This is a genomic window from Roseivivax sp. CAU 1761, from assembly GCF_054482755.1.
On record NZ_JBTLRM010000053.1, the window covers coordinates 1 to 12,874 of the forward strand.

General features: G+C 69.5%; 9 protein-coding genes and 1 tRNA gene. 5 read left to right on the top strand and 5 right to left on the bottom strand.

Features of this window, described 5'->3' with window-relative positions; translation table 11 throughout:
* Positions 1-236: 236 nt before the first annotated feature.
* The 5 genes from ACXYMW_RS19180 to pdxH form a co-directional block, all read right to left on the bottom strand.
* The gene (locus ACXYMW_RS19180; RefSeq protein WP_459036936.1) at positions 237-3,908 is read right to left on the bottom strand and encodes a vitamin B12-dependent ribonucleotide reductase; all 3,672 of its coding nucleotides are present in this window, start codon (positions 3,906-3,908) and stop codon (positions 237-239) included.
* Positions 3,909-4,347: 439 nt separating this feature from the next.
* Positions 4,348-4,424: transfer RNA gene (locus tag ACXYMW_RS19185), tRNA-Pro, on the bottom strand.
* Positions 4,425-4,856: 432 nt separating this feature from the next.
* The gene (locus ACXYMW_RS19190) at positions 4,857-5,360 is read right to left on the bottom strand and encodes a DUF192 domain-containing protein (protein ID WP_459036937.1); all 504 of its coding nucleotides are present in this window, start codon (positions 5,358-5,360) and stop codon (positions 4,857-4,859) included.
* On the bottom strand, positions 5,318-5,863 hold the full coding sequence (locus ACXYMW_RS19195) for a cold-shock protein (RefSeq protein ID WP_459036938.1): 546 nt from the start codon (positions 5,861-5,863) through the stop codon (positions 5,318-5,320). Before ACXYMW_RS19195 ends, ACXYMW_RS19190 begins: the two co-directional genes overlap by 43 nt.
* A gap of 129 nt (positions 5,864-5,992) precedes the next feature.
* A complete protein-coding gene (pdxH, locus tag ACXYMW_RS19200) occupies positions 5,993-6,604 on the bottom strand; it encodes a pyridoxamine 5'-phosphate oxidase (RefSeq protein WP_459036939.1) in 612 nt (203 codons plus the stop codon).
* A gap of 119 nt (positions 6,605-6,723) precedes the next feature.
* On the opposite strand from pdxH, the gene fabI reads away from it, so the two are divergent.
* From fabI to trpE, 5 genes are all read left to right on the top strand, one after another.
* Positions 6,724-7,530, top strand: coding sequence for an enoyl-ACP reductase FabI (gene fabI, locus ACXYMW_RS19205; RefSeq protein ID WP_459036940.1), 807 nt, complete (start codon positions 6,724-6,726; stop codon positions 7,528-7,530).
* 17 nt (positions 7,531-7,547) lie between these two features.
* Entirely contained in the window at positions 7,548-8,051 is a 504-nt protein-coding gene (gene gpt, locus ACXYMW_RS19210; RefSeq protein ID WP_459036941.1) for a xanthine phosphoribosyltransferase, read from the top strand.
* 115 nt (positions 8,052-8,166) lie between these two features.
* Positions 8,167-9,360 (top strand): aminotransferase, encoded by a 1,194-nt coding sequence (locus ACXYMW_RS19215; protein ID WP_459036942.1) that lies wholly within the window; start codon positions 8,167-8,169, stop codon positions 9,358-9,360.
* A gap of 93 nt (positions 9,361-9,453) precedes the next feature.
* Entirely contained in the window at positions 9,454-11,301 is a 1,848-nt protein-coding gene (locus ACXYMW_RS19220; protein ID WP_459036943.1) for a peptidyl-prolyl cis-trans isomerase, read from the top strand.
* 7 nt (positions 11,302-11,308) lie between these two features.
* On the top strand, positions 11,309-12,823 hold the full coding sequence (trpE, locus tag ACXYMW_RS19225) for an anthranilate synthase component I (RefSeq protein WP_459036944.1): 1,515 nt from the start codon (positions 11,309-11,311) through the stop codon (positions 12,821-12,823).
* The last annotated feature ends 51 nt before the right edge of the window (positions 12,824-12,874 follow it).

Here is a 12,874-nt window from a genome sequence, read left to right on the forward strand (position 1 = left end):
CACCTGGCTCAACGACTACAACACCGTCCATCCACATTCCGCGCTGGCAATGCGCTCGCCCGTCGAGTTCAGATCAGCGCTCAACTCCAGCCAGGCTGTCCGGTGAAATGGGGGGCACTCCACCGACTTAATAGTCGACCCTTACCCGGGCCGAATGTGCTTGTCCCGCAGCGTGCTATGCTATGCGGGAAAGGCCAGGGGGCGGTGCTGGAACACCGCCCCCTACCCTCAATCTCTTAGCTGCAGCCCGAGGTGCCGCCGCAGGTGTTGCACTTCATGCAGGTGCCGTTGCGCACCAGGGTGTAATTGCCGCATTCGCCGCAGGCCTCGCCCTCGTAGCCCTGCATGCGGGCCTTGGAGGCGGCGTCCATCGGCTTCACCGCGGCGGCGGCCGTGCTGGTCCGGCTGGCCACCGCGACGCCGGTCTCGGACTTGCCGACGAGATGGCTCAGCGCCGCCGAGGGATCGGAGGGCTGGGCATAGCCCACCGGCTGGCCGCCCTGCAGCACCACCAGTTCCTGCGGCACCCGCTTGCGCAGGTAGCCAGTGGAGCTGATCTGCTTCAGCACCTCGAGCGAGCGCGACGCGGCGCTTTCCGAGATCTCCTGGAGGTTGGAGACGCCCTCCTCCTCGCCGCGGCCGATATCGTCGAAGGTCGCGCCCTCGGGCTTCACGTGGGCGAGGTCGGTGCGGTCGAGATAGGACACCGCCAGCTCGCGGAAGATGTAGTCGAGGATCGAGGTCGCGTTCTTGATCGAGTCGTTGCCCTGCACCATGCCCGCGGGCTCGAACTTGGTGAAGGTGAAGGCGTCGACGAACTCCTCCAGCGGCACGCCGTATTGCAGACCCACCGAGACCGCGATGGCGAAGTTGTTCATCATCGCCCGGAAGCCGGCGCCTTCCTTGTGCATGTCGATGAAGATCTCGCCCAGCGTGCCGTCGGCATATTCGCCGGTGCGCAGGTAGACCTTGTGGCCGCCGACGATGGCCTTCTGGGTGTAGCCCTTGCGGCGCTCGGGCATCTTGGTCCGCGCCGCGGCGCGCTCGACCTCCTTGACGATGATCTTCTCGACCACCTTCTCGGCCAGCACCGCGGCCTTTTCCTGGGCCGAGCCGCTCTCGAGGATCTCGGCCGCCTCGTCGTCGTCCTCGACCAGCGCGGAGGCCAGCGGCTGGCTCAGCTTGGAGCCGTCGCGATAGAGCGCGTTGGCCTTGACGCCCAGGCTCCAGGACAGCTCGTAGGCCTTCTGGCAATCCTCGACGGTGGCGTCGTTGGGCATGTTGATGGTCTTGGAGATGGCGCCCGAGATGAAGCTCTGCGCCGCCGCCATCATGTGGATGTGGCTGTTCACCGACAGGTAACGCTTGCCCTTCTTGCCGCAGGGATTCGCGCAGTCGAAGACCTTGTAATGCTCTTCCTTCAGGTGCGGCGCGCCTTCGAGGGTCATGGTGCCGCAGACATGGTCGTTGGCGGCCTCGATATCGGCGCGGGTATAGCCCAGATGCCGCAGCAGGTCGAAGGACGGGTCGTTCAGCTTGGCCGCCGGGATGCCCAGCGTGCCGGTGCAGAATTCCTCGCCCAGGGTCCACTGGTTGAAGACGAAGCGGATGTCGAAGGCCGAGGCCAGCGCCGCCTCCACCTTGTCGATCTGCGCCGGGCCGAAGCCGTGGCCGATCAGCGAGGTATGGTTGATGCCCGGCGCGTTGCCGAGGCTGGCATGGCCCACCGCGTAGGAGACGATCTCCTCGATCTGGCTCGACGAATAGCCCAGATGCTCGAGCGCCCCCGGCACCGAGCGGTTGATGATCTTGAAGTAGCCGCCGCCGGCCAGCTTCTTGAACTTCACCAGGGCGAAGTCGGGCTCGATCCCGGTGGTGTCGCAATCCATCACGAGGCCGATCGTGCCGGTCGGCGCGATCACCGTGGTCTGGGCATTGCGGAAGCCGTGCGCCTCGCCAAGCTCCAGCGCCTCGTCCCAGGACCGGCGCGCCAGCTCCACCAGCGCCGGGTCGGGGCAGTTGGCGGCGTCGAGCGGCACCGGCTTGACCGCCAGATCCTCGTAGCCGTCGGTCTTGCCCTGGGCCGCGGCGCGGTGGTTGCGGATCACCCGCAGCATGTGGTCGCGGTTGCGCTCGTAACCCGAGAAGGCGCCGAGTTCGCGGGCGATCTCGGCCGAGGTGGCGTAGGCGGTGCCGGTCATGATCGCGGTCAGCGCGCCGCAGAGCGCCCGGCCCGCGTCGCTGTCATAGCTCAGCCCCATGTTCATCAGCAGGCCGCCGATATTGGCGTAGCCCAGGCCCAGGGTGCGGAAATCGTAGGAGAGCTGGGCGATTTCCTTGGACGGGAACTGCGCCATGGTGACCGAGATCTCGAGCGTCAGGGTCCAGAGCCGGGTGGCGTGGACATAGGCGTCGGAGCGGAAAGCGCCGTCCTCGAGGAAGGTCAGCAGGTTCATCGAGGCCAGGTTGCAGGCCGTGTCGTCGAGGAACATGTATTCCGAGCACGGGTTCGAGCCGCGGATCGCGCCGTCCTCGGGGCAGGTGTGCCAGGCATTGACAGTGTCGTGGAACTGGATGCCGGGATCGGCGCAGGCCCAGGCGGCGTGGCCGACCTGCTCCCAGAGATCGCGCGCCTTGATGGTCTTGGCGACCGAGCCGTCGGTGCGGCGGATCAGCTCCCAATCAGCATCGTCCTTCACCGCCTGCAGGAAGGCATCGGTGACCCGGATCGAGTTGTTGGAATTCTGCCCCGAGACGCTGGCATAGGCTTCGCTGTCCCAGTCGGTGTCGTAGGTCGGGAACTCGATCGAGGCATAGCCCTGGCGCGCGTAGTCGAGCACGCGCTTGACGTAGGTCTCAGGAATCTGGACCTTCTTGGCCTCGCGCACCGCCGCCTTCAGGGCGTCGTTGACCTTGGGATCATAGGCGTCCTCGACCTTGCCGTCCCAGGCCCGGATCGCCGCGAAGATGCCGTTCAGCATCTTCTCGTGCATCTTGGAGCCGGCGACGATGGAGGCGACCTTCTGCTCCTCGCGGACCTTCCAGTTGACGAATTCTTCGATGTCGGGATGGTCGGCGTCGCAGATCACCATCTTGGCGGCGCGGCGCGTGGTGCCGCCCGACTTGATGGCGCCGGCCGCGCGGTCGCCGATCTTCAGGAAGCCCATCAGGCCCGACGACTTGCCGCCGCCCGACAGCGCCTCGCCCTCGGCGCGCAGGCTCGAGAAGTTGGTGCCGGTGCCGGAGCCGTACTTGAAGAGCCGCGCCTCGCGGACCCAGAGATCCATGATGCCGCCATCGCCCACGAGATCGTCGCGGACCGACTGGATGAAGCAGGCATGCGGCTGCGGGTGCTCGTAGGCCGAGCGCGACTTGGTCAGCTTGCCGGTCTTGAAGTCGACGTAGTAATGGCCCTGGCTCGGGCCGTCGATGCCGTAGGCCCAGTGCAGGCCGGTGTTGAACCATTGCGGGCTGTTCGGCGCCGCGGTCTGGCTCGCCAGCATGTGGCGCATCTCGTCGTAATAGGCACGGGCATCCGCCTCGGTGGAGAAGTAGCCGCCCTTCCAGCCCCAATAGGCCCAGGCGCCGGCGAGCCGGTCGAAGACCTGCTTGGAGGAGGTCTCGCCGGTGGTCGGCGTGTCCTTGGCGGCCGGCACCGAGCGCCAGAGGAATTCCGGCACGTCGGCCTCTTCGACCTTCTTCAGCTCGACCGGGATGCCGGCCTTGCGGAAGTATTTCTGCGCGATCACGTCCGAGGCGACCTGGCTCCACGAGGCCGGCACCTCGACCGCGTCGAGGCGGAACACGATCTTGCCGTCGGGATTGCGGATCTCCGACGCCGTGGTGACGAAGTCGATGCCCGCATAGGCGTCTTCGCCGGCGGTCGTGTAATGTCTGTCGATCTTCATGTGCCCCGTCTCCAAGCTCGTCTTCCGGTCGCCCAAGGACGCAACGGGACCCCGGCCGCGCCGCGTTTCGCGCCGGGCCGCCTGATCTGTGGCAAAGGTGTTGTCCCGCTGCGCGGCTACCAGATGTGGTGTGTGTCGCCTCAGCCCGCACAAACTGACGCGAGTCGGGGGCAAGGGTCAACGCAATTTTGGCGGTGGTTTCGCTATATTTTGCGTTGACGGGTTGTAACCCCCACACTCCCTGCCCCTGCTCCACGATTCATGCACAGGGGGCGATGTGGCGCTCTTCGCGGCAGCGGTGCGAAATCGACAGCTTATCCACAGAGTTTCCCGCCGCCGTCCCGCTCCTGTCCGCGCGTGGCCCCGGCGACACGCATTTGCCGGCGGACAGGCACGCTGCGGATGCGGTTAGAGCCACGGAGCGTCATCGGGGGAGGAATGGTCGGGGCGGCGAGATTCGAACTCACGACCTACGGTACCCAAAACCGTCGCGCTACCAGGCTGCGCCACGCCCCGACGCGCCCCCCTTACGCCGCGCGGCGGGGCTTGAAAAGGGTCTTCGGCGCCCCGGGGGGTCTTCATCGGAAGCGGGGCACCCCGGCGTCGGGAGCGCGGCCCGGATCACGTGCCGGGGGGCAGGCGTTGCCGGCGGCACCAATGGCGGCGCTGACGAGGCGGGCCTCCGGGCATGGCCCCCGCCGCGGCCTCAAGGACGCAGGCCCCCGCGCCGCGCCGCGCCGCCCCCTTGCCCGGCAATCTGGCCGGGCCGTTGCTCAGCTTCGAGCGCCATCGGACCGGGCAGGAATGAAGCGAGGGATTCCGCGGTCAGGATTGCCGCATCGCGGCCGGCCGATCCGCGGCCTTGCCCAGCACCTCGGCGAACCGGACACGGTCATTGTACCGCCCTGCCCCGGTGCCGACGCGCCCGGACGGTTGCGGCAACGCCCCTCAGGAGGCGGCGCAGGGCCAGGCGGCGCGGTCGTCGGGGATCGCGGGGTGGCGGAGCGCGTCGCCCTCGCCGATGCCCAGCGTCTCGGCCATGCCGCCGTTGATCTCCAGCACGTACTGGATGCCCTCGCCGCCGGGGATCGGCGTCAGGTCGCCCGGCACCGCGCGGTCGTGCACCCGCTGCACCACGCCCGAGGCATCGGCGAAGACGATGTCGAGCGGGATCAGCGTGTTCTTCATCCAGAAGGCCACCGGCTGGGCGCGCTCGTAGACGAAGAGCATGCCGGACATGCGCGGCATCTCCTCCACGAACATCAGGCCGCGGGCGCGCTCCTCGGGCGTGTCCACCACCTCGACGGCGAATTGCGCGGTGCCGAAATCGCCGCGCAGCGCCAGCCGGTCCGCGCTGCACTCCCCCGCCGTGTCCGCGGCCAGGGCCGCGCCGGCCCAGCCGGCGCAGGTCAGAGCGGCGGCAAGTCCTGGTCCGAAACCGCGTGTTCCCATGCATTCACCTCGGTCGCCATGCGGCCGCGCTTGCCCTCCACCGTGCGGATCGCCAGCGCCTCGCCGGGCTGCAATTCCGCCAGACCCGAGCGCCGCAGCACCTCGATGTGGATGAACACGTCCTCGGCCTTTCCGAAGACGTTGGCAAAGCCGAACCCCTTGGCGCGATCGAACCATTTCACGCGCGCGGCTTCAAGCGGGGCCGTGCGCAGAATCTCGGGATCGATCTGCTCGAAATCGGCCAGCGGCGCCGCGGCGGCATCCTCGGGCGCGTCGATGCGGAAGACCTCGATGGCCTGGGCGCCGCGCGGCGTGTGCTGGATGGCGATCTGCACCCGCGCCCCGTCGGCCACCGAGCTCTGCCCGAAATTGCGCAGGACGTTGGCATGGAGCAGGATGTCGGGCCCGCCGCCATCCGCGACGACGAATCCGAACCCCTTGCCGGGATCGAACCATTTCACGCGCCCTTCCAGGCGCTCCGTCGTAATGTCGTGATGTTTCAACGTCGGCTCGATCAATGCACTGGATACGGGGACAAGCGGGAGGGACGTCACGGATACCCCGCTCTCGGAAATGGTGGCGTTGGTATTATTCTCCGGAATAAGCGTAACTGCAAATCACATATTGCGCTTTCATGGATTGAGTCGCGCGGTCTCCCAAGGGGCGGCGGCATTCCGCCGGCGCCAGACGAAGCGGTCGTGCAGACGGAAGGCGCCGTCGGCCCAGAACTCGATCTCCAGGGGCACGATCCGGATGCCGCCCCAGAACGGCGGCCGCGGCGGGTTGGTGCCGAAACGCGCCGTCACCGCGGCGACCTCGGCCATCAGCGCGCCGCGTCCCGACAAAGGCCGCGATTGCTGCGAGGCCCAGGCGCCGAGCCGGCTCTTCAGCGAGCGCGATGCGAAATAGGCGTCCGCCGCCGCGCCCTCCTCGCGCTCGGTCAGGCCGCGCACCCGGATCTGGCGGCGCAGCGACTTCCAGTGCATGACGAAGGCCGCGCGGCCGGTGGCGGCGATCTCGCCGCCCTTGGCGCTGTCGTAATTGGTGTAGAAGACGAAGCCCTCCGGCGCGATCTCCTTCAGCAGCACCATGCGGGCATTGGGCATGCCCTCGGCATCCACGGTGGCGAGCGCGATGGCGTTGGGATCGTTGGGTTCGCTCTGCTCGGCCTCGGCGAGCCAGGTCCGGGCGATGGCCAGGGGGTCGTCCCCGGCAAAGATCCCGCTGCGGTCGCTGTCGCCCATGCCGTCGCTCCTTCGCGCCTGTCGCCGCCTGTCGCCGCGGCGCCCCCGGCGCCGGGCTTGATGGTCCCCGGGGCTTCGCCTAAAGGACATGGCCAATCAATGTCGAGCGGAGACCGGCGATGTCAAACGACCTTATGGCGGGAAAGCGCGGCCTCATCATGGGGCTGGCCAACGACAAGTCGATCGCCTGGGGCATCGCCAAGAGCTTGGCCGATGCCGGGGCGGAGCTGGCCTTCTCCTACCAGGGCGAGGCGCTGAAGAAGCGCGTGGCGCCGCTGGCGGCGCAGCTCGGCAGCGACATCGTGCTGCCCTGCGACGTCTCCGACGAGACCTCGATCGACGGCCTCTTCGAGGGGCTGCGCGACCATTGGGACAGCCTCGACTTCGTGGTCCATGCCATCGGCTTCTCCGACAAGTCCGAGCTGCGCGGCCGTTACGTCGACACCACCCGGCAGAACTTCCTGATGTCGATGGACATCTCGGTCTATTCCTTCACCGCGGTGGTAAACCGGGCCGAGAAGATGATGAAGTCGGGCGGCTCCGCCCTCACCCTGACCTATTACGGCGCCGAGCGCGTCATGCCGCATTACAACGTCATGGGCGTGGCCAAGGCGGCGCTGGAGGCCAGCGTGCGCTACCTGGCCGAGGATCTGGGCAAGGACGCCATCCGCGTCAACGCCATCTCGGCCGGCCCGATCAAGACGCTGGCGGCGAGCGGGATCGGCGATTTCCGCTACATCATGAAGTGGAACGAGCTGAACTCGCCGCTGCGCCGCAACGTCACCATCGAGGATGTCGGGCGCTCGGCGCTCTACCTGCTGTCCGATCTGGGCTCGGGGACCACCGGCGAGGTGCTGCATGTCGATGCCGGCTACCACGTCGTCGGCATGAAGGCGGTCGATGCCCCCGACATCTCCAAGACCTGACCCGAAGGATCCCCGCCATGGACCGTCTGCCGCACGAAAAGGGCTTCCACGTCAGCTGGGACCAGCTGCACCGCGACGCGCGGGCGCTGGCCTGGCGCCTGCAGGGCCACGGCCCGGTCGAGGGCGGCTGGCGCGCCGTGGTGGCGATCACCCGCGGCGGCATGGCCCCGGCGATGATCGTCGCGCGCGAGCTCGACATCCGCACCGTCGACACGATCAGCGTCAAGAGCTACAACCACCAGACCCAGGCGGCGCCGCAGATCATCAAGGCCCCCGACATGGATCTGGTGGGCGACGGCCACGGCGTGCTGATCGTCGACGACCTCGTCGACACCGGCAAGACCCTGGAAGTGGTGCGCGCCGCCATGCCGAAGGCGCATGTCGCCACCGTCTATGCCAAGCCGATGGGCCACAACCAGGTCGACACCTACGTCACCGAGGTCAGCCAGGACACCTGGATCTTCTTCCCGTGGGACATGGCGCTGCAATACGTCAAGCCCTATCACGGCGCCGACGACTGAATCCGGACCGGCCCGCCCCCGCCGCCTGCTTCTTCTGAGCGCAAATATCCCGGGGTCCGGGGCAGCGCCCCGGTTCTGCCCCGGCCCGCCCCGTCCCGCCCGCGAAAGGCCCGCCATGACCGCCCGCACCCGGACCACGTTCGCCCCGCCGGTGATGGAGGCCCGCCGCTGGCTCGACGGCGCCGCCTTTCCGCCCGACCGGCCGCTGCTCAATGTCAGCCAGGCCGCCCCGGTCGATCCGCCGCCCGAGCCGCTGCGGCGCGCCATGGCCGGCGCCCTCGAGACCCCGGCCACCCATCTCTACGGCCCGGTCCTCGGCCTGCCCGAGCTGCGCGCGGAACTCGCCCGGCACTGGCAGCAGGCTTATGGCAGCCCGGTCGGACCCGAGGCGGTGGCGATCACCGCCGGCTGCAACCAAGCCTTCGCCGCCACCATCGCCGCGCTCTGCGGCGAGGGCGACGAGGTGATCCTGCCGGTGCCGTGGTACTTCAATCACAAGATGTGGCTGGACATGTCGGGCGTCACCGCCGTGCCGCTCGCCACCGGCGCGGACCTGCTGCCCGACGCCGAGGCGGCGCGCGCCCTGATCACCCCGCGCACCCGGGCCATCGCGCTGGTCTCGCCGAACAATCCCGGCGGCGTGGAATATCCCGCCGCGACGCTGGCCGCCTTCCACGCGCTGGCCCGCGACGCCGGCATCGCGCTGATCCTCGACGAGACCTACCGCGATTTCGACAGCCGCGACGGCGCCCCTCATGACCTGCTCACGCGCGGGCCCGACACCACGCTGGTGCAGCTCTATTCCTTCTCCAAGGCCTACCGCCTCACCGGGCACCGGGTCGGCGCGATGATCGCCGATCCGGGCCTTCTGGCCGAGGCCGAGAAGTTCCTCGACACCGTGGCGATCTGCGCGCCGCAGCTCGGCCAGCACGCGGCGCTTTATGGGCTGCGCCATCTCGGACCCTGGCTCGCCGGCGAGCGCGCCGAGATCCTCGACCGCCGCGCCGCCATCGCCGAGGCCACGCCCGCCCTCGCCGCACGCGGCTGGCGGCTGCGCGGCCTCGGCGCGTATTTCGCCTGGTTCGAGCATCCCTTCGCCGACAGCTCCGCCGCGCTCGCCCCCCGTCTCGTGCACGAGGCCGGCGTGCTGGCCCTGCCCGGCACCATGTTCACCCCGGCGGGCGACCCGCGCGGCGCCCGGGGCTTCCGCATAGCCTTCGCCAATGTCGATCGCCCGGGCATCGCGGCGCTCTTCGACCGCCTCGCGGCGCTGGACTGGCCCCTTGCGGGGGGCCAAGCGCCCCACTAGACAACCGGCGATCGCCGCGCCGTTCCGGCGCGCGCGCACCCCGCCCTTCCCGCGCCGCCCGGCGCCCGACGCCTCGACCCGATGGAGACCCGCATGGCGCTCAAGGCCAAGAGCCTCTCGAACCTCTTCATGTGGATCATCATGGGCCTGCTGCTCGTGGGTCTGGCCGGCTTCGGCGCCGTCAACCTGTCGGGCAGCGCCCGCAGCATCGGCGCGGTGGGCGACAAGGATATCGGGATCGACCGCTATGCCAGCGCGCTGCAGCAGGAGCTGCGCCGCATCCAGAGCCAGTCCGGCCAGGGCGTGAGCTTCGCCGATGCGCAGGCCGCCGGGCTCGACCGTCAGGTGCTGTCGCAGCTGGTGACCGCCACGGCGCTGGAATGGGAGGCCGACCGCATCGGGCTGTCGGTGGGCGACGAGGAGGTCGCCGAGCAGCTTGGCGCGATCCAAGCCTTCCAGGGGCCGAACGGCGCCTTCGACCGCGAGGCCTACCGCTTCGCGCTGCAGAATGCCGGGCTCTCCGAGGCCGAGTTCGAGGAGGATCTGCGCAACGAGGCCGCCCGCGCGGTGCTGCAGGGCGCCGTGGTCTCGGGCGCCAACGTCTCCGACGTCTATGTCGACACGCTGGTCGCCTATCTCGGCGAGACCCGCGACGTGACCTGGGCGATCCTCGACGGCGGCGCGCTCTCCACCGGCGTGCCGGAGCCCGACAGCGCGGCGCTCGAAGCCTATTACCAGGACAACCTCGCGCGCTACACCCGGCCCGAGACCAAGCGGCTGACCTATGCGCTGATCGCCCCGGACATGCTGGTCGACAGCGTCGAGGTCCCCGAGGAGGCGCTGCGGCAGGCCTACGAGGAGCGCGAGGCCGAGTTCAACCTGCCCGCCCGCCGGCTCGTCGAGCGGCTGATCTTCCCCTCCGAGGAGGCGGCGCAGCAGGCGGCCGAGAAGCTCGCCGCCGGCGAGACCGATTTCGAGACCCTGGTGGCCGAGCGCGGCCTGGCGCTGGCCGATGTCGACATGGGTGTGGTCGACCGCGACGATCTGGGCGCGGCCGCCGAGGCGGTCTTCGAGGTCTCGACCGGTGAGGTGGCGGGCCCGGCCCCGACCCCGCTCGGACCCGCCCTGTTCCGCGTCAACGCGGTTCTGGCGGCGATGGAGACGCCCTTCGAGGAGGCCAAGTCGACGCTGCGCGACAGCCTCGTGCTCGACGCCGCGCGCAACCAGATCCGCGACATGGGCGAGGATCTGGAGAACCGCCTGGCCGGCGGCGCCACGCTCGAGGAACTGGCCGAGGAAACCGGCATGGAGCTCGGCGAGATCGATTATGCCGGCGAGAACGGCGACGGCATCACCGCCTATCCGGCTTTCCGCGAAGCCGTGGCGACGCTCGAGCCCGGCGATTACCCGGATCTGCACGAGACCGGCGATGGCGGCTTCTTCGCGGTGCGGGTCGACGAGGTCCTGCCCGAGGCGCCGCGGCCCTTCGACGAGGTCCGCGACCAGGTCGCCACCGGCTGGGAGCGGGCGCAGATCACCGAGGCGCTGACCGAGCGCGCCGAGGGGCTGGCGCAGCGGCTGACCGAGGGCGAGAGCTTCGAGGCGGCGGGACTCGAGCCCAACGCGCTCGACGCGGTGACCCGCGGCACCAGCATCGACGCCCTGCCGCAGGGCGCGGTCGACCGGCTCTTCGAGCTCGCCGAGGGCGAGGTCGCGGTGCTGCCCGGCCAGGGCCGCGTGGCGCTGCTGCGGCTCGATGCCGTGGTCGCCGCCGACATGGAGAGCGACACCGCCAAGGCGCGCGCCGAACGCCTGCGCCAGGAGGCCGGCGCGGCGATCGCGGAGGACCTGTTCAGCGCCTATGCCGCAGACATCCAGACCCGCGCCGGGGTCGAGATCAACCAGGCCGCGCTGAACTCCGTCAACAGCCAGATGCAGTGAGGCAGGCATGGCGGCGCTGACCCCGGATTTCGAGACCTTCCGCGCCGCCTACGAGGCCGGCCGCAACCAGGTGGTGCACGCCCGGCTGGCGGCCGATCTCGACACGCCGGTGTCGCTGATGCTGAAGCTGACCGGCGCCGCCAAGGACGCCTTCATGCTGGAATCGGTGACCGGCGGCGAGGTCCGCGGCCGCTATTCGATCATCGGCATGAAGCCCGACCTGGTCTGGCGCTGCCACGGCACGAAAAGCCAGCTCAACCGCGCCGCGCGCTTCGATCCCGACGCCTTCGAGGACGAGGCCGGCGACCCGCTGTCGAACCTCCGGGCGCTGATCGCGGAAAGCCGCATCGCGCTGCCCGAGGACCTGCCGCAGGCCGCGGCCGGGCTTTTCGGCTATCTCGGCTACGACATGATCCGGCTGGTCGAGCGCCTGCCCGAGCCCAACCCCGACCCGCTGGGCCTGCCCGACGCGACGCTGCTGCGCCCCTCGGTGGTGGCGGTGCTCGACGGCGTCAAGGGCGAGGTCATCGTGGTCTCCCCGGCCTGGGTCTCGGACGGGCTCTCGGCGCGCGCCGCCTATGCCCAGGCGGCCGAGCGGGTGATGGACGCGGTGCGCGATCTCGAACGCGCCCTGCCGCAGGCCAGCCGCGATCTCGGCGAGGCCCGCGAGGCCGGCGCGCCGGTGTCGAACTTCACCCCCGAGGGCTACCGCGCCGCGGTCGAGACCGCCAAGGAATACATCCGCGCCGGCGACATCTTCCAGGTCGTGCCGTCGCAGCGCTGGACCCAGGACTTCCCGCTGCCGCCCTTCGCGCTCTACCGCTCGCTCCGGCGCACCAACCCGTCGCCGTTCATGTTCTACTTCAATTTCGGCGGTTTCCAGGTGATCGGCGCGAGCCCCGAGATTCTCGTGCGGGTGTTCGGCCGCGAGGTCACCATCCGGCCGATCGCCGGCACCCGCCCGCGCGGCGCCACGCCCGAGCAGGACCGCGCCAACGAGGCCGACCTGCTGGCCGACCGCAAGGAACTGGCCGAGCACCTGATGCTGCTCGATCTCGGGCGCAACGATACCGGCCGGGTCTCGAAGATCGGCACCGTGACCCCGACCGAGCAATTCGTGATCGAGCGCTACAGCCACGTCATGCACATCGTCTCAAACGTCGTGGGCGAGCTGTCGGAGGATCACGACGCGCTCTCGGCGCTCCTGGCGGGGCTTCCGGCGGGCACCGTGTCGGGCGCGCCCAAGGTGCGGGCGATGGAGATCATCGACGAGCTGGAGCCGGAAAAGCGCGGCGTCTATGGCGGCGGCGTCGGCTATTTCAGCGCCGGCGGCGACATGGACATGTGCATCGCGCTGCGCACCGCCATCGTGAAGGACGCCAAGCTCTACATCCAGGCTGGCGGCGGCGTGGTCTACGACAGCGACCCGGAGGCCGAGTACCAGGAGACGGTGCACAAATCGAATGCCATCCGGCGCGCCGCGGCCGATGCCGCGCGGTTCACCGGATCCGGCAACGGCTGAGGCCCCAGCGGCGTCCGGGCGGGCGCCGGGACCGGCCGGGGCCCGCCCCGG